Annotated in this window: 14 protein-coding genes; 11 read left to right on the plus strand and 3 right to left on the minus strand. The window is 68.2% G+C overall.

The annotated features are described in order from the left end of the window. Nucleotides 1-137: 137 nt before the first annotated feature. From ACIHFD_RS63740 to ACIHFD_RS63755, 4 genes are read left to right on the plus strand one after another with little or no spacing between them, the layout of a single operon-like run. Nucleotides 138-1,625, plus strand: coding sequence for a hypothetical protein (locus tag ACIHFD_RS63740; RefSeq protein WP_397375262.1), 1,488 nt, complete (start codon nt 138-140; stop codon nt 1,623-1,625). Continuing rightward, nucleotides 1,622-3,265 (plus strand): ABC transporter transmembrane domain-containing protein, encoded by a 1,644-nt coding sequence (locus tag ACIHFD_RS63745; protein WP_397375263.1) that lies wholly within the window; start codon nt 1,622-1,624, stop codon nt 3,263-3,265. The genes ACIHFD_RS63740 and ACIHFD_RS63745 overlap by 4 nt, the downstream gene beginning before the upstream one ends. Next, entirely contained in the window at nt 3,258-5,027 is a 1,770-nt protein-coding gene (locus ACIHFD_RS63750; RefSeq protein ID WP_397375264.1) for an ABC transporter ATP-binding protein, read from the plus strand. Before ACIHFD_RS63745 ends, ACIHFD_RS63750 begins: the two co-directional genes overlap by 8 nt. Then, a complete protein-coding gene (locus ACIHFD_RS63755; RefSeq protein ID WP_397375265.1) occupies nt 5,020-7,743 on the plus strand; it encodes a thiopeptide-type bacteriocin biosynthesis protein in 2,724 nt (907 codons plus the stop codon). The genes ACIHFD_RS63750 and ACIHFD_RS63755 overlap by 8 nt, the downstream gene beginning before the upstream one ends. A gap of 256 nt (nt 7,744-7,999) precedes the next feature. On the opposite strand, the gene ACIHFD_RS63760 is transcribed toward ACIHFD_RS63755, so the two are convergent. The 3 genes from ACIHFD_RS63760 to ACIHFD_RS63770 form a co-directional block, all read right to left on the minus strand. Next, nucleotides 8,000-8,164: a hypothetical protein gene (locus tag ACIHFD_RS63760; protein WP_355192557.1), complete on the minus strand. Its 165-nt coding sequence runs from the start codon at nt 8,162-8,164 to the stop codon at nt 8,000-8,002. A gap of 228 nt (nt 8,165-8,392) precedes the next feature. After that, entirely contained in the window at nt 8,393-9,325 is a 933-nt protein-coding gene (locus ACIHFD_RS63765) for an AraC family transcriptional regulator (RefSeq protein WP_397375286.1), read from the minus strand. Nucleotides 9,326-9,731: 406 nt separating this feature from the next. Next, nucleotides 9,732-12,020, minus strand: a complete 2,289-nt coding sequence (locus ACIHFD_RS63770) for a hypothetical protein (protein WP_397375266.1) — start codon at nt 12,018-12,020, stop codon at nt 9,732-9,734. Nucleotides 12,021-12,192: 172 nt separating this feature from the next. Between ACIHFD_RS63770 and ACIHFD_RS63775 the strand changes: the two genes are divergently transcribed. Genes ACIHFD_RS63775 through ACIHFD_RS63805 form a run of 7 tightly spaced genes read left to right on the plus strand, consistent with a single transcriptional unit; the run spans nt 12,193 to nt 20,043 of the window. Then, nucleotides 12,193-13,557: an ABC transporter substrate-binding protein gene (locus ACIHFD_RS63775; protein WP_397375267.1), complete on the plus strand. Its 1,365-nt coding sequence runs from the start codon at nt 12,193-12,195 to the stop codon at nt 13,555-13,557. Beyond that, nucleotides 13,554-14,420: a carbohydrate ABC transporter permease gene (locus ACIHFD_RS63780; protein WP_397375268.1), complete on the plus strand. Its 867-nt coding sequence runs from the start codon at nt 13,554-13,556 to the stop codon at nt 14,418-14,420. The genes ACIHFD_RS63775 and ACIHFD_RS63780 overlap by 4 nt, the downstream gene beginning before the upstream one ends. A 5-nt stretch (nt 14,421-14,425) precedes the next feature. Beyond that, nucleotides 14,426-15,271: a carbohydrate ABC transporter permease gene (locus tag ACIHFD_RS63785; protein WP_350734886.1), complete on the plus strand. Its 846-nt coding sequence runs from the start codon at nt 14,426-14,428 to the stop codon at nt 15,269-15,271. Next, nucleotides 15,268-16,116, plus strand: a complete 849-nt coding sequence (locus ACIHFD_RS63790) for an NAD(P)-dependent oxidoreductase (protein ID WP_355192549.1) — start codon at nt 15,268-15,270, stop codon at nt 16,114-16,116. Before ACIHFD_RS63785 ends, ACIHFD_RS63790 begins: the two co-directional genes overlap by 4 nt. After that, nucleotides 16,113-17,369 (plus strand): enolase C-terminal domain-like protein, encoded by a 1,257-nt coding sequence (locus ACIHFD_RS63795; protein WP_397375269.1) that lies wholly within the window; start codon nt 16,113-16,115, stop codon nt 17,367-17,369. The genes ACIHFD_RS63790 and ACIHFD_RS63795 overlap by 4 nt, the downstream gene beginning before the upstream one ends. Before the next feature lie 25 nt (nt 17,370-17,394). Next, a complete protein-coding gene (locus ACIHFD_RS63800) occupies nt 17,395-18,420 on the plus strand; it encodes a LacI family DNA-binding transcriptional regulator (RefSeq protein ID WP_397375270.1) in 1,026 nt (341 codons plus the stop codon). Nucleotides 18,421-18,441: 21 nt separating this feature from the next. After that, complete coding sequence (locus ACIHFD_RS63805) at nt 18,442-20,043, plus strand: FAD-dependent oxidoreductase (RefSeq protein ID WP_397375271.1); 1,602 nt, start codon at nt 18,442-18,444, stop codon at nt 20,041-20,043. Nucleotides 20,044-20,504 lie beyond the last annotated feature (461 nt).

Genomic DNA, 20,504 nt, shown 5'->3' on the forward strand with positions numbered 1-20,504 from the left:
CCCGCCCCCCCCCCCCCCCCCCCCCCCCCCCCCCCCCCACCCCCACAACCACCCCCCCCCCCCCCCCCCCCCCCCCCCCCCCCCCCCCCCCCCCCCCCCCCCCCCCCCCCCCGCCTCTTTATCATCAAGCAGGATTGATGGATGATTTCTTGGCGGTTGAGCAGAAGCTGCTCGCCGAGCTTGTCCGGGAGATAATGGAGCTGCCTTACGAGGACCTACCGGACTGGCGGTCGCTTCACCACCGACTCGCGGGCGTCGACGTCACTCGGGGCCTCTTGGCCGAACACGAGCTCGACCGAGCCGCGGAGACACTCAGGTCGCTATTGCTGAGACGCGCTCACGCGATGAGCGAGCAGAGATTCCGCTCGCCCGACACGATGCTCCGGACGGTACTGCCCAGCGGGTGCGAGCTCGACCACAGCTATGAACGGAACATGACGGCTTCTCACCTGGAGGCACGGCTGGCTGCTGCCGTGGCGGAGCATGTTCCCACCGGATGGGCGCTGGAGAGCGTAGCTTTCTCCAGCGGAATGGCCGCACTCACCCATGTGCTGCAATCGCTCATTCATATGATGCATCCGACCGAGGCACACCCGTTGAAAATCGCATACTGGGGTGACTACTTCGAAACCGACCTCCTCCTGGAGTACCTTGCGTCTTCCGCCGTCTCTCACGAGAAGATCCCGCCGTCGGCGTTGACGGACCCGGCATCGTTTTCCGGCGCCGACGTCCTCCTTGTCGAGCCGGTTCGTTACAGCCGCACTCTGGATGTTCTGCCGCTGCGGCGGTGGCTGCGCGCCTGGGCGCAAGATCCGGCTCGCCCCCGGGTGGTGATCGCGGATACCACGCTGATCTCCCCGGCCTGGCCGATGCGGCAGGTGCTGGAAGCGATGGCGGGTCGTGACGCTGTCACGTTCATCGAGGTGCGCTCGGCGCTCAAACTCGACCAGCAGGGGCTGGAACTGGCCAATCTCGGCGTCGCCAATGTCCTCCATCACCAAGGGATGGTCGGTGGGGTGCCGCGAGCGGGCGAACTGGCGAAGGTGCTGCGGCTGGTGCGTGGAGTGACCGGCGCCGGGCCGAGCGCCGCCGATATCGCGGCGCTGGACGCTCCCTTCCTGTTCCGCCCGGCCTGGCATCGACGGCACGCGGGCCAGGTGTACGCCAACAATCGGTATGTCGCCGAGAGGCTGGCAACGGTCAGCGGTGTGTTCAGCTCAGTGGTTCACCCCTCGCTCGCCTCGGAGAACGACATCATCCGCGACGCCCCGTTCGTCATCATCGAATTGGCCGAGGACAGCGCCGAGGACAGCGTCGCCAATCATGGGTTCGTCCTGGGTGTGCTGCGCCACGCGGCCGCCATCCGAGGAATCCGCCTCGTCCACGGCGCGAGCTTCGGTTTCCGATCGCACCGGTTCGACGCGGTCATCCCGCGTGTCAGCCGACCGCGCGGTCTGCTCAAATTCGCCGCGGGATCACGAAGGGGACCATTCCTCGACGCCGCAGCCGACATCCTCGCCGAGATCGGCCGCGTCGCTGGAATGGACGCCCTGCGAGCGCTTTATCCGGACGTGAAGGAGATCCCCCTCCTACCCCCTGAGGCGGATGCCGAGGAGCAGTCGTGAACCACCTTGCGCTGTCGGACCCCATTCGGGAGAACAAGAGGACAGTCGGCCTTCTCGTCGGGCTGGCCATGGTGCAGTGGGGCGCGGAAGCGTTGATCCCATGGTCGCTGGGCAGAATTCTCGCGATTCTGATCGACACGACCTCCGGCCTGGTGGGCTCGATTGCGCTCCTGGCGACGCTGGCGGCGGTCACCATCGCCGCATCGATCACCCGCTATGTCGTGGCGGCCAAGTTGAAGATCCGGGTGTCATTCGACTTGAAGGCCCGTCTGGGCGATCGGGTCACCAGAGGCGTGCAGGGCTCCACGGGCGAGCTGGGCACCTCGGTCAACTCCGACACCGACGCGATCGGAGGGTTCCCGAATGCCATCGCACGGTTGCTCGGTTCGATCGCCGCGATGGCGGTGATCGCCACGTACCTGCTCGCGGAGTCCCTGGCGCTCGGCGGGGCCGTCCTGCTTGGCGTCGTGCTCGTCTCCCTCCTCACCACAAGGATCGCGGTGCCGCTGGAGGGCCGGCAGCGGGCCCACAGGAAAATCCTCGGCACGCTGAACGAGCTGGGGGTCGACCTCGCGGGAGGGCTGCGGGTGCTCCGTGGTCTCGGGGCGCAGGCGACCTTCGAGGAGCACTACCGAGTCGTGTCGAAGCAGACACTCCGAGCGGGCGTCGCGGTGGGAGGCACCCAAGCGCTGTTGTCGGCCTCCGCCGTCTTCCTGCCGAACCTGCTGCTCATTCTGGTCACCTGGGCCGGCGGACGACTGGCGCTGAGCGGCGAGATCGAACCAGGCGCACTGGTTGCGTTCTGTGCCGCGGCGGTGTTCCTGGTGGAGCCCGTTGGATCGGTCGCAGACTTTGTGAGGACCCGGGCCGGGGCATTGGTCGCGACAGAGAATTACAACGCCTGCTTGGGAGGCTCTGACCGGGAGCAGCTTCGCGCAGACGAACCGGGCATTCTCACGGGTGAACTGACCACACCTCGCACGGGCATCGTGGTCCGACCGGGAGAGCTGGTCGTCGTCGTTCCCGAATCGCCGGCCGACGAGACGCGGATCGCGGAACACCTGGCGGGGCTGCGAGCCGATGATCCCGCCTGGCGAGCCTCGATCGGCGGCACCGCACTGGCCGAAGCCCCTCGCTCCGACGTACGCAAGACGGTGCTCTATCACGGCGCGCAGCCGTTCCTCTTCTCCGGAACCATCCGTGAGGCTGTTGAATCGGCCGGTGGCCTCAGCGATGACGAAGTACTGGAGGCCCTGCGCACAGCCGTCTGCGACGACCTGCTGACCATGAGCTCCGAAGGCCTGGACCTGACGGTGGGACCGCGTGCACGCAATCTGTCGGGCGGTCAGCGCCAACGGCTGGCCCTCGCCTCCGCTCTCGCACGTCAGAGCCCCTATCTGGTCATGGTACGGCCGACAGAGGCGCTGGACAGCGCCACCGAGCAGGAGGTCGCGTCGCGCCTGCGCTCCTTCCGGCAGAAATCGGGCACCGTGGTGCTGACCCGGAGCCCGGCGTTCCTGGAGCTCGCCGATCGGGTGCTCTACCTGGAACGCGACCTCGTCAGCGGAACCCACCGTCAGCTGCTGACGACCTGCAAGACCTACCGAGCCGTAGTCGCACGGGAGATCCAGGATGTCTGACGCCACCCTGCCGACAGCCGACAACGCGAGGATCCGCGCCGAAGTCCTGCGGCTGCTGAGGTCCAACCGCGGCACACTGGGCGCCGTCGTCTGCCTCTACCTTGTGGCGGTAGCGGTCGGGCTGGTACCGCCGATGCTCCTTGGCGATGTCGTCGACAGCATCGCGCACAGGTCGCCAGGATTTCCCCTTGACCTCGCCGTCGCGGGAATCGCGGCGTGTGTCCTGCTCCAGGGCGTCCTGGTGTTCTTCGCCAGGAAGTCGGCCTTCAGGCTGGGCGAGAGAGTGTTCGCCGACCTGCGCGAGACGTTCGTCAGCCGCGTACTGCGAATGCCGTTGCAGCGGGTCGAGAGCGTGGGGACGGGTGAGATCCTCTCCCGGTCCACCAACGACATGGAGGTCATCCATGAGGTCGTGAGATCCGGGTTGCCGGAGACGGTGGCCGCGCTGCTCACGCTGGTGCTCACGGTCACTGCTTCCTTCGTGGCCAACCCTCTTCTGGGCTGGACGGTGCTGGTCGGTGTTCCGATCATCGTGGTGGCGACGCGCAGGTACGCCAAGCGGCTCCGGAAGGCCTACCAGGACGAACTCGCCGCCCAGTCACGGCTGTCGACCCTGGTGTTGGAGACCGCGCAGGGCGCACAGGTGGTAGAGGCGTTCGACCTTGGCGGCCGGCGTGGTCGACTGATCGCTTCCGGCGTGGCCGAGGCCAGGGACGCTTCTGTCACCCCTGTTGATCTGTCGGCCCGGTGGTTTCCCCTCGTACAGATCGGCTATTTCCTGCCTTTGGTCGTCACCGCCGGCGTCGGGGCGTGGATGGTCGGCATCGGGCTGGCGGACGTCGGCGAGGTGACAACTGTTGTCCTCTATACGCAAGCCCTGATCGGGCCGCTCGACGACCTCGCCGACTGGTTCGACGAGTTTCAGAGCGGCTCAGCCGGGCTGGCCAGAATCGTCGGAGTGCCCGAGACGCCGTGGGAGATCGAGGAGTCCGGCCCCGAACCGGTCGACCGATCGGTAGTGGTGGAAGGCGTGACCTTCGCGTACAAGCCGGGCCATCCCGTGGTCGAAGACGCCCACCTGCGCATCGAACACGGCACAAGAACGGCCATCGTGGGCCCGTCGGGGGCGGGCAAGACCACCCTGGCTCTGCTCATGGCCGGAGCCCAGCCCGCGTCACAGGGACGCATACTTGTCGGCGGCACCGACATCGCCAGTTTTCCGCCAAGCGTTCTGCGCCGTCACATCGCGCTGGTCACTCAGGAGGACCACGTCTTCAAACGGAGCGCCGCGGCCAACCTACGCCTGTTCATGCCTGCAGCCACCGACGAGCAGGTGACCGCCGCTTTGGAAGCCACCGGCGCGATGTCCTGGATCTCGCGGTTGGACGGAGGCATCGACGCCGAGCTGGGAGAAGAGGCGTATGTCCCGACTCCAGCGGAGTCGCAGCAACTCGCCTTGGCTCGAATCCTGCTGAATCCCCCGGCGATCCTCATTCTCGACGAGGCCACCTCCGCGCTCCCCAGAACGACGCAGCGGCGGCTGGACGACGTGCTCCGCCGCTCACTTCATGGCCACACGGTCATCCAGATCGCTCACAAGTTGGACACGGCCGCCCAGGCGGACCAGATCATCGCCATGTCGGGCGGCCGTATCGCTGAAGTGGGCTCTCATGACGAGCTGCTCCGGCGCGACGACATTTACGCAAGGCTGTGGCGTGTCTGGGACACCGGCAGCAGCCTGGAGCACACGCCGAATGCCTGAGCAGGAAGCGTGGTCGGCGCTGCCGCTCGTGATGGTCCGCATGCCCGTCCTGCCGTACGACATGCCGGACCACAGCCACGAGGGGGATCCCATCATCCGGCTGTGGTCGAACGCCGTCCTGGCCGAGGCTGTCTGGGTGGCCAACCCGCGCTTCGCGAGCCGCCTGGATCTCTATGCGTCGGGAGCCTGGCAGCCTGATCCCGAGGCCCGGCAGCGCATGCAGCGGACCTTCCTCAAGTACGTCAACCGTATGAGCCATCGTCCCACGCCCTTCGGTCTGTTCGCCGCCACGGGCTTCACCACCTGGGGCGCGGACCTGGGCGAGATCCGCCCACGCGCCTTCACCAAGAGGGTCAGGTTGGACGCCACCGTGGCGTGCCGTCTCGCTGACAGCACCGCTGCGACGGTCGAGGTGAACCCGAGCCGGCGGGTGACCGCTCGGCGGATCCTGTTCGCACCGCCCGGTAACAACGTGACCATGCGTTCGGTACGACGGCTGCCAGTCGTCGACACGATCTGCGACTACTGCACCGAGCCACGTGACATCGACTCTGTTGCCGAACTGGTTCACATCACGGACCCAGGGATCCTCGATCCTCGCGCCTTCGTCAGCCGGCTGTGGGAGGCCGGGCTGCTGGTGAGCTCTGCACGTCGACCTGCGCCACATGAGTTGGGCTATCGGGTTCCCCTGCTGCGTCAGCTCGAGCAATGCCCTCTCGGGGAGGGGATCGACGCGGTCAAGAAGGCGACTGAGATCTTTGACTGGCGGGATGCCCGCGCGTGCCTGGCCATGGATCTGGCCATGTCCGTGGACGGCCGAGCGCCGAACGCCCTGAAGCACGCCCTGCTCGCGGCCATGCCTGTCCTCCTGCGGTTGGCCATGGCGCAAGAGCCGGACCGGTGGATCGCCGACTTCGCAGAGAGGTTCGAACGACGTTTCGGGCATGAGGAAGTCCCCTTTGAGCGAGTGCTGGACGAGGAACGGCCACCGGCACCAGGCGTGACCGATTCCCCGCGACTGACAGCGCTCCGGGCTGCCCTGATCCGGCGTGCGGCAGCGAACAGGGTCTCGATCGTTCCGGAGGACGTCGCCACCCTGCCTGTGCTGAGCCGGGCTGCCGTGTCGTACGACGTCTTCGTCCAACGAACCAATACGGGCGATCCTCGGGACCCGGGCTGGGTGCTGGGGCCACGAGGATTGGCCGGCCCCGGCGGCCGGGCCTTTTCACGCTTCGCCGGACTGGACCCGCGTGTTGAGGAACATGTCGCGGCGGCGGTGCGTCGTGAGGGCTCAGAGGCGCTTTTCCTGGCCATCGACTATTGGCAGGACGCTTTGCGCAACCTCGCCACCGGCTGTTCTCCCTACGAAGGGCTGCTCGCCTGGTCGTCGGCTCCCTCTACCGCGGAACGGCCCGTGACACGACCCGCCGATTTGGTGGTCGGCGTCTCGGATGGCGTGCCGTACCTGCGGTCGCGGACTGACGGGCGCAAGGTCGTCGCACGTACCCACCACCTGGTCAATACCGGTGATGCGCCCCCACTACTGGATTTCGCCCATCGGGTGTCCGCCTTCGGCACTGCCGTTCCCGGCTGGGACTGGGGAGCACTGCCCGCGACGAACAGCGCGCTGCCGCGGGTGGAGATCGGCGATCTGATCATCTCCCCGGCCAGGTGGCGGATCGACGCAGCGCTCGGCAGTCCGGCGATGCCCAGGTACGTGCATGTCGGGGAAGGCGATACCCGGCTTCTGCTCGACCTTGAAAACCCCCTGCACCGGGACCTCCTCGCGGACGAAAGGCGCCGTGGACGTGAATGGGTCGAGGAGTCCTTTGTCAGCGAGATGGCTGACCGCCCCGTCGAATTCGTCGCCACCATGGTCAACACGGAACATCCCCGCATACCGGCGGACGTCTCCCAGGTGACCGAGCCGGTCGTGCACCTTCCTGGCGACCGGTGGTGGGCCTTCCACATCGTCGCGGATCCCGATGACGAGGACGAGGTGATCCGTGTCCTCGGTAACCATCTTGAGCGCCGGAAGGCGCAGTGGTTCTTCGTCCGGTACGACGATCCCGTCCGGCATCTCCGAATCAGGATCCGGAGCGAAGACACGAATGTCATCGAAATGAGTCAGGTGCTTCGGGTACTGGCCGGAAAGGACCTCGTGACCACCTTCTCCATTGAGCCCTACCGCCCGGAGACCCGCCGATATGGGGGTGCTGAAGGCCTGGCAGCCTGCGAACGCTCCTTCTGCGAAGACAGCAGATCCGCACTCGCCTGCCTCAGGCCGCTCCGGCAGTCACAACAGGACAGGGCCCTGCTGGCGGCCGCCTTGACCCATCTCTATCTCGAGTCTTTGCGCGCTCCTGCTGATGTCGTCGCTGAGGTGCTGACCCGCATGAGCGCGGGGCTGCCGGCTCGGAAGGTGTCACGACGACGTGCGCATGAGGCCCGCAAGGAGCTCATGAACTTGCTGACGGAGGGGCAAGCGCCCTGGCTCACGCACATTCGAGGGTTGTACGAAACCCGCACGGCGGGCAGCCTCTCAGATTTGGCCGATGATATCGGCGTAGTCCGCAGCCTGACCCATATGCATCTGAACAGACGCGGCATAATGCCGGCCGATGAGCAAGTGGGAGCGCTGTGGCTACTGGAGACCCAGCGACGGCTTTCGGGCCCGCAAGCCGCACCCGGCCGCGCCGTCGCAAGCCGAACGTGAGCGCGTCCGCGCCGTGGCCGACGTCGGCCGGGCCGCCGTCACTGGTGACCGGCGCGCCGCCGACTGGCCGAACCGGACCTGTCGTACGCCGCCTTCAACCCCTTCGAGTCACGCTGAACGCCAGCCGCGGCTCCCGCACCCGTCATCAGGCACGGGTGCGGTGTGCAGGAAACTGCACACCTTATCCGCCACATCGGATCCACTCAGTCGCCGACCGTTATCCCTGGTCGGCGACCGGAGCTTCGCCGTTGCCTATTCAGAAATCGCGGTTCCCGACCGAGAAATCGCGGTTCCCGGCTGAGAAGTCGCGGTTGCCGACTGAGAAGTCGCGGTTCTCGGCGCTCGCCGGAGCGGCGGCGAACGCGAGTCCAGCCCCGGTGAACGCTAAAGTCGCGGCCAGGGCGAGAACGCTCTTGCGCACTTTTCCTCCTGATGCTCGTGTCTCTCGGTCTCCTGCAGTGGATCGTACGGAGAGGTGGAATGCCGGACTATCCGGTAAGCGAGCGGCCTGCGGCGCGATCCGGATACCGGACGATCGTCATCGCGCGGAGCCCGCGCGAACAGTGGCGAGCACCAGGACCTCATGGCGGACGACGCCCTCACCCTTCAACCGGTCGGACGCGTCTCGCATCCTTAACCATCGCCTTCACTATCGTCCTCGACGTGTGACGGAGGGCGCGTGACCGTAGGTCTGGCGGTAGAGGGAGGCGAACCGGCTCAGATGCACGAAACCCCAGCGGAGCGCCACCTCTGTAACAGTGGTCTGGCTGCCTGTCGCTGCGATGTGGACAAGATCGGCGTGCGCCCGGGCCAGCCGTACATTGCGCAGATAGGCCATGGGCGTTGTCTGCAGGTGTTCGCGGAAGCCCGCCTGAAGGGTACGGACGCTCACCCTGGCCGCAGTGGCGATGTCTCCTAGAGTGATCGGCTCAGCGGCGTGTTCTTCGCAGAAGTGGCGTGCGCGTCGAAGCGCTGCGGAGGTCGATGGGGCATTGGGCCCGTCGAGGTCGGCAGAGTAGGTATGGGGCTGCGAGCCGAGCATGGTGTGCAGCAAAAACTGCTCGAAATGGTGTTCGGCGAGAGATGAGGTTGCAAAGGGGAACGGTATTCCTGCCGTAGCGGGGAGGGAAAGTGCGGTGAGTGCTCGACCCAGAGGGCTCTCATCGATGACTTGTGGCTCGAAGTGCATATCTTTTTTCGGGGCGTCACCGAGCTGATCCTCAAGGAGGCGATCGACAAGCACCTCGGGAATCTGGATGATCATGACATCGTGATCGACGCTCCAGTTCATGTTGATGCGCCGCCGAGGGCCGATGATGGTGAGTGGTGCGGCAACATCCTGGCGCCCGACCGTTAATCTTCCACCACCGGTCAACGGCACGTGAATGTTGTAGAAGTCGGGCAGCGCCGGTACTTCGACACGGATTTCGGCCCCGTACGCCAGTGTGTGCAAGACGATGTTCCCGCGGTGCAGAAGCCTGTACCGGCCACCGTTCGAATGGCTTTTGATGACCTTGAGGCCGTGCGGCGAGAAGTTCTGCGAGACCTGCGCTCGCATTTCCTCTACGTCGCCTTTGAACATCAAGGCCGGAGCGGATGGACTCGGGAGGCTTCCCAAGCTCTGTGATCTCAATTCATTCATGGTCTTGATCCCCCAGCTCCCGTGGCTGGACCTACCCAATTGGCCGGACAGAGGTGTGTCAAGAGACAGCGTGTCCGGCCCTGATCGCGGACGTCGTGCACATCCTGCGTCGATTTCCGCCTCACGGTATGAGGCGCGGATGAGCCTAGCGACGCGCAGCGGCAGGCAATATCCGCGTTACGACTGATCCACTGCGCGTTCGGGATAGATTCCGTCCGGTTCTCGCCGGAGTTCAACGTGGGGCTGGACGGTCGCGTCGGTGGCGCGGGAGTTCGGGATCAACGGCACAGGCGCAGGTCGCGGATGGGCGGCGCTCTCTGCACCCAGGGCAGGGGAGAGTTCGGCCTCAGGGCAGTTGGTCAGGAGTCGCCGTCAGACCGAAGTAGATACGCGGGGCGCCGTCCAGCCGGACCTTGACCTTGCCTTCGCGGGCGGTGAGCCGTCGTTCCCTGCCGATGCAGTCGAGCTCCCTCACCGAGCTCCCGGCGGCGGCCACCTTCAGGTCCGTCTTGGTCGGCCAGCCGTCCACCCACGGTTCCGGTGCGGCGAACCAGGTGGAGCCCGGCGCATGGTCGGTGTTGAGCAGGTATCCGTCCTTCCTGCTCCACAGGATCGAGACGGGTCCTTCCGGCGTGCTGAACAGCAGTCCCTTCAGGTCGGGGTCGGCCAGCTCCAGCCAGCGTACGAACGTCGCCCTGTCCAGCACCTGCGCGGCCGTGGCGTAGGCGAGCATGGACGGCTTGGCGCTGGTGTCGCGGTTCATGAGCCCGTAGTGGTATTCGGGGTTGGCCGGGTCGGCCATCTGCGGCTTGCCGAGGACGCTGTCGTGCAGCTGGTACCAGTTCACGCAGCGCACCCCCTCGGCCTTGGCCAGCGCCAGGGTGAGCAGGACGTTCTCCGCGGCCTGCCGGTAGGTGTCGTGCCACCAGCTGTTCGGCTTCGTGCAGGCGTAGGCCTCGGTCAGCCACAACTCCTTGTGCCCGTACTCCGCGATCATCTCGCGGGCCTTGCGCAGGCCGCCGAGGAAGTTCCAGTAGGAGCCGTTGCTGCCCTGCGTCCATTCCTCAGGAGGCGGCGCGTAGTCCGGCGTGAAGTTGCCCCTGCCGGGGTGGAAGGCGAACCCGTCGATGAGGTCCCAGCCGCCGGCGTCGTGGAAGTTCTTGGTCCAGACGTGATCCATGCCGGCCAGACCGGCGTTGAGCACCTTGGTGGGCGCTCCCGCAGCGGTCAGCCGGTCGCGTACCGGGCGTAGTCCGTCCCGCACGTAGGCGGCGGCGGTCTCTCCGCTCATCCATGGCTTGTTCACCTCGTTGGCGACCTCGAAGTAGCCGGCACCCGACCCGATCGCCTTCTGCGTGTTCGTGTCGGCCCAGGCGGCGACCTCGGCGGCCGTTCCGCCCAGGGGGATCCCGGCGAGCTCGATGTTGTGACTGATCCCCGCCGCGTCGAGGGTGGCGGGCGGGAGACCCGGCCCGCCGTCGTAGGAGATGCGGACACGCTGGATGCCCAGGCGTTTCATCAGTCCCACGACGGCGGCGGTGTCGGGCCTGAGCAGCCAGGGGTAGTTGGCGATGCCGAACATGCTGTCGGCGCCCGCCTGGTAGGTGTGCGGCGGCAGGACGGCGAGGTTGGTGCGGGCGAACGCGCTGTCGGTGCCCGCGGTGGCGCTCACCTCGGTGAACACGATCCCGCGGGGTGGCGAGGTGACGGTGAAGGTCTGTTTCCACGCGGCTCCCGCCGCGACCGTGCCGGTCACGCTGCCGCTGGCCAGCGTCCTGCCGTCGAAGTCGCGCGCCCACCACGACAGCTTGACGTTGCGGGCGGCCTTCCCCCCGTTGGCGACCTCCGCGTGCAGGGCCATGGGCCGGCCGCCGGCGTCCCAGAGGGAGAAGGGCTGGTCGGTCCAGACCTCCACGCCGAGCGGAAGGCCCGCGCCCATGGTGCCGCCCGCCGCGGGCCGCATCGAGCCGAGCACCAGGTCGGCCTCCGTCACGGCCGCGCTCGCGGTCCCGGTGCCCGGCGCGTGGATCCAGGTGGCGTTGGTCCAGGCAGGGGTGGTGGTGGCCAGCCGGAAGTAGGCGCGGGTGTCGGCCCAGGTCTCTTGATAGACGACCCCGGCGTTGCTTTCGTACGGCACTCCTCCCCCGGCGTCGCGGTTCCACGTCGTCAGCGCGGCGAAGGACTCGGGCGCCGAGGGAGAGACGACGGTGCGGCCGAGCATGAAACCGGCAGGGATCAGCGTGGTCGAGCCGCCGACCTCCCAGCGGAGCTTCGCGCGGTGCGGCGCGACGCTGAAGACGCCGCGGACGGTGATTCCGGCGGCCGTGCCGGGGAGCGTGTAGTCGACCTGGATGGCCTGCGTGCCGTCCTGGAGCGTGATGAGCGACGGCGTTCCGCCGGTGGTTCGCTGGATGCCGGTGACGGAGTCCTTGGCCATGAACCCGGTGAGCCTGACCCGCTCGACGCCACCGCCGTCGCGGACGGTGATGCCGCCGTCGGTGGCCGCGGTCAGCGTGATGCCGTCGGCGGAGATCGAAGGGGTGTCGGCCTGGGCTTGTGCCGCGGGAACCAGCGCCCCTGCGAGTCCGGCCGCTACGGCTCCGCCGAGGAAACGGCGTCGGGGGATGTCGGACATGAAGATCTCTTCCCTGTCGACCTAATGCGGATTAGGAAGAGGTGTACTCCGGCCGGAACGAGAGTGTCAAGGGTGATTTGTGTGCATCACGTAATCTGCCGGTAATGCCTTGACACGTCCTCCTAATGCGGATTAGATGCCACCTAATCCGCATTAACCCAGAGGAGTAGCCATGGATGTGCCAGCCCCCAGAAGGTGGATGGCGGGGGCGCTCGTGCTCGCCGCCGCGACGGCGGGCTGCTCGTCCGGCTCGTCGGGTGAGGACTCGGGCAAGACCACGATCACCGTGGCGGGCATGCCTCCCACGACCGCCGCGAAGACCCGCGCGCAGTTCCTCGACGCGGTCGCCGCGTTCGAGAAGGCCAACCCCACCATCAAGATCAAGCCGACCGACACGCAGTGGGACGCCAGGACGTTCGCGACCAGGCTGGCCGGTGGAAACGCGGAGACGGTGCTGACCGTGCCGCTCACCGAGCCGCCGGGACTCATCGCCCGGCGCCAGGTCGCCGACCTCAGCGCCGAGATCAAGAGCCTGCCGCACGCGGGAGACTTCGACCCCCGCGCGCTGGCTCCCGCGACCGGCGCGGACGGCAAGGTCTACGGCCTGCCCGTCACCGAGTACGCGCTGGGCCTGGTCTACAACCGCGCCCTGTTCACGAAGGCGGGGCTCGATCCGGACCGGCCACCCGCCACATGGGACGAGGTCAGGGCGGCGGCCAAGAAGATCGCCGGGACGGGAGCCGCGGGGTACACGCAGATGACGGTCAAGAACACCGGCGGCTGGATCCTGACCGCGATGACCTACTCCTTTGGCGGGCGGATGGAGAAGCAGGAGGGTGACAGGTACGTGCCCTCGCTCTTGGACGGCCCGGCGGAGCAGGCGCTCCGGCACCTGTCCACGATGCGGTGGCAGGACGACTCCATGGGCGCCAACCAACTGCGCACCCAGCAGGACGCGGAGCGCGACTTCGCCGCCGGCAAGATCGGCATGATGATCGGCACCGTCAACAGCTACAGCCGCTACACCACCCTCTACTCCGGCAAGCCGGACGACTTCGGCATCGCGGCGCTGCCGCAGCAGGGCGGCGGCAAGGCGACACTGCTGGGCGGGCTGGTCGCGGCCGTCAACGCCAAAGCCACGGCCGCGCAGCGAGCCGCCGCGGTGAAGTGGATCGACTTCTACTACCTCAAACCCAACTACGACCCGGCGGCCGCCGAGCAGCTGGCCGTGGCCAACGCCGCCGACAAACTGGCCGTCGGCCTGCCCACGCTCCCGTTCTACGGCACGTCGGTGTCAGGCCCGGTGAACGCCGCGATCGCCAAGCACGGCAACATCCCGGTGTCGAACTTCGCGCCCTACGTGAAGGACACCGACAAGCTGGAGTACGTCGTCGAACCCCCCGTCGCCGCCCAGGACCTGTACGGCGCACTCGACACCGCCGTGCAGGCCGTCCTGACCCGCAAGGACGCCGACCCGCGCGACGAGCTGACCAAAGCGGCGGCACGGGTCGCGCCGCTGCTTGAGAAAGCCCAGTGACCCGGGGCAAAGGCGTCGCGGCCGCGCTGTTCCTCATCCCGACGGTGCTGGTCTTCGGCCTGTTCTCGTGGTGGCCGATCATCCGCAGCGTGGTGCTCGGATTCCAGCAGACCAACCTGGTCGAGGCGGCGACCTTCGCGGGCCTGGACAATTTCCGCACCCTGCTCGCCGACCCCCTGCTGGGCACGGCGGTGCGCAACACCCTGCTGTTCACCGGCCTGGCCCTGCTGATCGGCTTTCCGCTGCCGATCTTCCTGGCGGTGCTGATGTCGGAGCTGCGGCGCGGTTCCGGGCTGATGCGGGTGCTGGTCTACCTGCCGGTGGTGGTGCCGCCGGTGGTGGCCGTGCTGATGTGGAAGTGGTTCTACGACCCGGACTCCGGCCTGTTCAACCAGCTGCTCGGGTTGGTCGGGCTGGGACCGTACCCCTGGTTGCAGTCCACGGGCATGGCGATGCCGAGCCTGATCCTGGAGGCGACCTGGGCGGGCGCCGGCGGCGTCGTGCTCATCTACCTGGCCGCGCTGTCCAGCGTGCCGACCGAGCTGTACGAGGCGGCCGAGCTGGACGGGGCGTCGGTGTGGCGCAGGTTGTGGCATGTGACGCTGCCGCAACTCCGGCCCATCCTGCTGATCATGCTGCTGCTCCAGGTGATCAACACCTTCCAGGTGTTCACCGAGCCGTTCGTGCTGACCGACGGCGGGCCGGAGGACTCGACGGTCACGGTGCTGCTACTGATCTACAGGTACGCGTTCGTCAACGGCGACTACGGCACGGCGGCGGCGTTGAGCGTGAGCCTGGCCGTGGTGCTGGCGGTGCTGTCCGCCGTGTACCTGCGGCTCACCAGAGCTTGGGGGACGAAGTGAGGGGAGTGATCTCCGACACCGAACGGCGTGGGCGCGGGATGCGCCTCGGACTGGGCACCACCCAGGTGCTGCTCATCGTGGCCCTGCTCCTGGAGGGTGCCGGGCCGATCTACTGGATCTTCAAGGGCGCGATCTCCTCCACCCAGGAGTCGCTACGCCGTCCGCTGGCCCTGTGGCCGGCGGACGTGCGATGGTCGAACCTGGCGGAGGCGTGGACGACCCTGGAGGTCGGCCACTACCTGACGAACACCGTCGTACTCGTCGGCGGCTCCTGGTTCACGCAGCTGTTCGTCGCGACGACAGGCGCCTACGCGCTGTCGGTCCTGCGACCCTCCTACGGCAGGTACGTCTACGGCGCGGTCCTGGCGACGCTGTTCCTGCCCGGCACCGTCTCGATGGTCTCGCTGTACCTGACCGTCCTGGACCTGTCCATCGCCAACACCCCGCTGTCGGTGTGGTTGCCCGCCGGGGCGCACGCCTTCAACGTCCTGCTGGTCAAGCAGTTCTTCGACGGCATACCCAAGGAGTTGTTCGAGGCGGCGCGCCTCGACGGCGCGGGACCATGGCGGATCTTCACCCGGGTGGTGCTACCGATGTCACGTCCGATCCTGGCCGTGGTATCACTGCTGGCTGTCATGAACGCGTGGAAGGACTTCCTCTGGCCCATGATCGCCATCACCGACACCGAGAGCCAGCCGCTGGCGGTGGCCCTGCCCCGGCTGGCGGACACCTCGGACCAGGCCCTGCTCATCGCCGGGATGCTGATCGCGATCATCCCGCCTGTCCTGGTATTCCTGCTGTTCCAGCGGCAGATCATCCGGGGCATCGCCTTCACGGGGCTGAAGGGATGAGGGTCCTGGTCACCGGTGCGGCAGGCCGCCTCGGCTCCGCCGTACTGGCAGAGCTCGCGTCGCGGGACATCGCCGTGACCGCGCTCGTCGCGCAGGATCCCGGCCCGCTGGCGGCGGAGCGGGTCGTCGTGGGCGACGCCCGCGACCCGGCCGCCGTCCGCGCGGCCCTCGAAGGGGCCGACGCCGTCGTTCACACAGCGGCCCTGGCCTCCCCCGAGGTGGCGGCGCCCGAGGTGGTGTTCTCGGCCAACACGCAGGCGACGTTCGTGGTGCTGAACGAGGCGGGAGAGCAGGGGGTACGGCGGGCCGTGATCGCCGGCAGCCTGTCGGTCACCGGCCTGCCGTTCGCCAGGTCGCGCCCGAGCCCGCCGTACCTGCCGCTGGACGAGCGGGTGCCGTTGCAGATCGAGGACCCGTACGCGCTGTCCAAGCAGGTGGACGAGGCGACGGCGGCGATGATGCACCGGCGGCACGGCATGACCGTGGCCGCGCTGCGCTTCCCCTTCCTCGGCGACCAGGCCAGGCTCGCCGCGCGCGCGGAGCGGCTGGCCGGGGATCCCGCGGCCGGGGCCGCGGAGGTGTGGAGCTACCTCGACCTGCGCGACGCCGCGCGTGCCTGCCTGCTCGGGCTGACGGCCCCGTTGCACGGCGCGCCGGTCATCTTCGTCGCCGCGGACGAGACGCTCGTGGCCACCCCCACCGAGGAGCTGCTCGCGGCGCACCACCCCGGCGTGCCGCGCCGTACGGCATTGCCCGGCAGGACCGTGGCCATCGATCTCGAGCCGGCCAGGCGACTGCTCGGATTCACTGCTCGGCATCCGTTCCCAGAGGAGCGACAATCATGATCATGCCGGAGACGCAGGCGCCGTGGCAGGCCAGGGACGGGCTGCGCATCACCAGTGTGCGCGCGATCGTCACCGCTCCAGGCGGGGTCCCGCTCGTCGTCGTGCGCATCGACACCTCGGAACCCGGGTTGTACGGCCTGGGCTGCGCCACCTTCACCCAGCGCTTCCACGCCGTGGTCGCCGCGATCGAGCGGCACCTCGCTCCCATGGTCATCGGCCGGCACCCGGCCGACATCGAGGACATCGGCCGGATGCTGCACTACTCCTCGTACTGGCGGGGCGGGCCTGTGCACAACAACGCGCTGTCCGGCATCGACCAGGCGTTGTGGGACATCGCGGGCAAACGCTTCGGCGTGCCGGTGTACGAGCTGCTGGGCGGGCGGGTCAGGGCGGCTGCCGCCGTCTACACCGGGGCTCGCGGTGGCGAGGTCGAGGAGTCGATCGAGCGGGCCGCCGCGCTCGCCGAGCAGGGCTACCGTTACGTGCGGCTGCAGGCGGGCGGGCCGGGGCTCGGCACGTACGGCGGCGTCGGCACGCCCGGCGGGTATCCGGGCAGCCCCCATCCCGACGGCTGGGACGTCGGCCACTACCTGCGGAGCACGCCGAAGTTGTTCGAGCGCGCCCGCGAGGTCCTCGGCGAGGAACTCGGCCTGCTGCACGACGCGCACAACCGGCTCACGCCGAAGGAGGCCGTGGCGCTCGCGCGGTCGCTGGAGCCGTACCGGCTGTTCTTCCTGGAGGACCCGCTCGCACCCGAGCACTTCGACCGGCTGCCCGAGGTGCGGGCGGCCGCGCCGATGCCGATCGCCTCCGGCGAGCTGGTCTCCTCGGTGACCGACGCGGCGCGCCTCATCACCTCCGGCGGCGTCGACTACCTGCGCCTGCACGTCTCGGCCGTCGGCGGGCTGACGCCCGTGCGCAAGCTCGCCGCGCTGTGCGAGCTGACCGGGGTGCGGACGGCCTGGCACGGGCCGCCCGACGTGTCACCGGTGGGCGCGGCGGCCAACGTCACGCTCGACGTCACCAGCCCCGCGTTCGGGATCCAGGAGGCGCATGTCTACCCGGAGACCGTGCACGAGGTGTTCCCGGGAACATTGAGGACGGTGAACGGCTACATCGCCCCCTCCGATCGACCCGGCTGGGGCGTCGACCTCGACGAGAACGCCGCCAGGCGATACCCACCGGAAACGCACCTGCACGAGCGGTGGGCCGCGCGGGTGCGCAGGCCCGACGGCGGGATCGAGGCTCCGTGATCTACTACTTCTTGGGGGATATGCCATGAGACCCAGCGGTCGCCCTCGTCAGGCGGACATCGCTCGACTGGCCGGCGTCTCACAGCCGACCGTGTCCCTGATCCTCGGCGGCGGCGCCGCTGCCATGGGCATCGCCCAGGAGACCCAGCGCAAGGTCATGGAGGCCGCCGAGCAACTCGGGTACGTGCCCGACCCGATCGCCACCCGCCTGGCGGCCGGGCAGAACAACCTGCTCGGCCTCTACACCTTCACCTCGACCTTCCCCAATGAGATATCCCACGCCTACTACCCGTTCCTGGTGGGTATCGAGGAGGAGTCGGCGGCGCAGGGCTACGACCTGCTGATGTTCATCGCCTCCAGCACCACGGGCGAGCGCCCGCACGCCCAGGTGCTCAACCGGGTACGACTGGCCGACGGCTGCCTGTTCCTGGGCAGGCACCTGCCCGTGCGGGAGATGGACCGCCTGCTGGCCACCGATCTGCCTGTCGTCTACATAGGGCGGCACGACGAGTTCGGCGACCGCCTGGCCTACATCGGCGCCGACTACGTGTCCGCCGGCGCCGCCGTGGTGCGGCATCTGGCAGGGCTGGGCCACGAGCGCATCCTGTACGTGCGCGAAGCCGACGAGGCGATCACCTCCGTCGACAGGGAGGCGGGCTTCAGGAGCGGCATGGAAGAGTGCGGGCTGGCAGCCGAGGTGGTGCGCACCGACGGCGCCGACCTGACCCCCGACCGGCTGCGCGCCTGGCGCGACCAGGGCATCACCGCGGTGGTCACCGAGGCCACCGACACCGACGCCGCCCACCGCGCCCTCCTGGCGGCCGCCGAGCGCGCGGGGCTCCGCTTCCCCGACGACCTCTCCCTGGCCACGTTCGGCGACCCCCGCGAGCGCGCGGCAGGGCTCACCGGCTTCGCCGTACCCCGTCGTGAGATGGGGGCCGCGGCCGTCCGGCTGCTCACGAAACTCATCGCGGGAGACCGTACGGTCCCCAGGCATCAGCTCCTGACCTGCGAGCTTGAGCCAGGCGAGACCGCGGCGCCTCCCCGCTAGCCCTCTCGAAAGGCATCACCCATGACCGACATCCTCATCGTCGGCGGTGGGCTGGGCGGCGTCGCCGCGGCCCTGGCCGCCTGCCGTGCGGGCCACGACGTCGTCCTCACCGAGGAGACGGACTGGATCGGCGGCCAGCTCACCGCGCAGGCCGTACCTCCCGACGAGCACCCGTGGATCGAGAGCTACGGCTCCACCGCTACCTATCGTGACGTGCGCGGCTCCATCCGCGACTACTACCGGCGCTGGTACCCCATGACCGGCGGCGCGCAGCGCTGGCGCGAGCTGAACCCCGGCGCCGGATATGTCAGCAAGTTGTGCCACGAACCACGCGTCTCCCTGGCGATCCTGCAGGCCATGCTGGCTCCCCACGTGGCCGCCGGGCGCCTGCGCGTCCTCCTTGAACACCGCCCCGTCGATGTCGAGGTGGACCGTGACCGCGTCAGGGCCGTCACGCTGCTGGATCTCCGCTCCGGCGACTCGCACACCATCGCCGCCGCCTATGTCCTCGACGCGACGGAGACCGGCGATCTGCTGCCGCTGGCGAGGACGGAGTACGTCACGGGCGCGGAGGCCCGCGGCGAGCACGACGAGCCGCACGCGCCGGACGAGTACCAGCCGCTGAACATGCAGGGCATCACCTACTGCTTCGCCGTCTCCCACCACGACGGGGAGAACCACGTCATCGACCGGCCTGCGGACTACGGATTCTGGCGCGACTACCGGCCCGGCTTCTGGCCCGGGCCGCTGCTCGGCTTCAGCGCACCGGACCCACGCACCCTGGAGCCCGAAGCCCGCTGGTTCGACCCCAACCCGCCCGGCGACCCCCGCGGGGTGCTGGCCGACCAGAGCGCCCAATCGGGGGACAAGGACCTGTGGATGTTCCGCAGGATCCTCGCCCGCGACCTGTTCGAGCCCGGCTTCGCCGCTTCTGACATCACGTTGGTCAACTGGCCGCTGAACGACTACTGGCTGCGCCCGATCATCGAGGTGGACGCCGACACGGCCGCGCTGGCGCACAGGGAGGCCAGGCAACTGTCGCTGTCGCTGCTGTACTGGCTCCAGACCGAAGCGCCCCGCCCCGACGGCGGCACCGGCTTTCCCGGGCTCCGGCTCCGCCACGACGTGGTCGGCACCGCGGACGGATTGGCGAAGTCCGCCTACGTCAGGGAGTCGAGGCGCATCCGCGCGGTCACCACCGTCACCGAGCACCATGTCTCCAGGGCCGTCCGCGGCGACCGCGGCACGCTGCGGCACCATGACTCCGTCGGAGTCGGCGCGTACCGCATCGACCTGCACCCGTCGACCGGTGGGGACAACTACATCGACATCGCCAGCGTGCCCTTCGAGATCCCGCTCGGCGCGTTGCTGCCCGTCAGGATGCGCAACCTGCTGCCCGCGGGGAAGAACATCGGCACCACGCACATCTCGAACGGGTGTTTTCGCCTGCATCCTGTGGAATGGAATGTGGGTGAGGTCGCGGGCCAGCTGGCCTCGTACTGCCTGCGCCGGGAGGTGGAACCGCAGGAGGTCAGGGGGAAGGAGACCTTGCTGGAGGAGTTCACCGGGGAACTGGACACGATCGGGATCGAACGCCACTGGCCGGCACCGGCGGGCTACTGATCCTCGGCCCGCGGTGTCGAAGCGCCACTGTTGACCGAGACGACGCCGAGTTCATGACCAGCCCCGCCTGGCCGCCATCGCCGAGATCGGCTGGTCACCCGCCTCGACCTTGGTGGCCAGGGGCGAATCGCTCATCGACGACGGCGCGGCCGGCCCAGGCGGGGCTGTGCCGTCGGAGCCCGCGAAAGGCCCATTCACGACGAGTACGGGCATGGCGCCTCGCGACTGTCGTGCAGCCACTCGACACACGTGAGTCCGACACCACGAGTGGGACCCGCTGACGGGTGCTTGTTAGCGAATTTAGGTAGATCTTTCTATATATCTCCCATCAGGCGACACATCGGACACCGCCTTCTACCTGGGACTTTACCTTCGCCGGAAGCGTTGAACCCTCCTTGGGGCGCACTTGACCTGCGGAAACATCAGGCTACCCTCGCCCTATCGCAGACTTCCGGTTTATT

It is taken from the genome of Nonomuraea sp. NPDC051941 (assembly GCF_044593615.1).

Excerpts from the sequence above, each read along its gene's own strand:
- ACIHFD_RS63740 (WP_397375262.1), top strand. The coding sequence starts at position 138 with ATGGATGATTTCTTGGCGGTTGAGCAGAAGCTGCTCGCCGAGCTTGTC.
- ACIHFD_RS63770 (WP_397375266.1), bottom strand. The coding sequence starts at position 12,020 with ATGTCCGACATCCCCCGACGCCGTTTCCTCGGCGGAGCCGTAGCGGCC.
- ACIHFD_RS63790 (WP_355192549.1), top strand. The coding sequence starts at position 15,268 with ATGAGGGTCCTGGTCACCGGTGCGGCAGGCCGCCTCGGCTCCGCCGTA.
- ACIHFD_RS63755 (WP_397375265.1), top strand. The coding sequence starts at position 5,020 with ATGCCTGAGCAGGAAGCGTGGTCGGCGCTGCCGCTCGTGATGGTCCGC.
- ACIHFD_RS63750 (WP_397375264.1), top strand. The coding sequence starts at position 3,258 with ATGTCTGACGCCACCCTGCCGACAGCCGACAACGCGAGGATCCGCGCC.
- ACIHFD_RS63795 (WP_397375269.1), top strand. The coding sequence starts at position 16,113 with ATGATCATGCCGGAGACGCAGGCGCCGTGGCAGGCCAGGGACGGGCTG.
- ACIHFD_RS63805 (WP_397375271.1), top strand. The coding sequence starts at position 18,442 with ATGACCGACATCCTCATCGTCGGCGGTGGGCTGGGCGGCGTCGCCGCG.
- ACIHFD_RS63775 (WP_397375267.1), top strand. The coding sequence starts at position 12,193 with ATGGATGTGCCAGCCCCCAGAAGGTGGATGGCGGGGGCGCTCGTGCTC.
- ACIHFD_RS63800 (WP_397375270.1), top strand. The coding sequence starts at position 17,395 with ATGAGACCCAGCGGTCGCCCTCGTCAGGCGGACATCGCTCGACTGGCC.
- ACIHFD_RS63765 (WP_397375286.1), bottom strand. The coding sequence starts at position 9,325 with ATGTTCAAAGGCGACGTAGAGGAAATGCGAGCGCAGGTCTCGCAGAAC.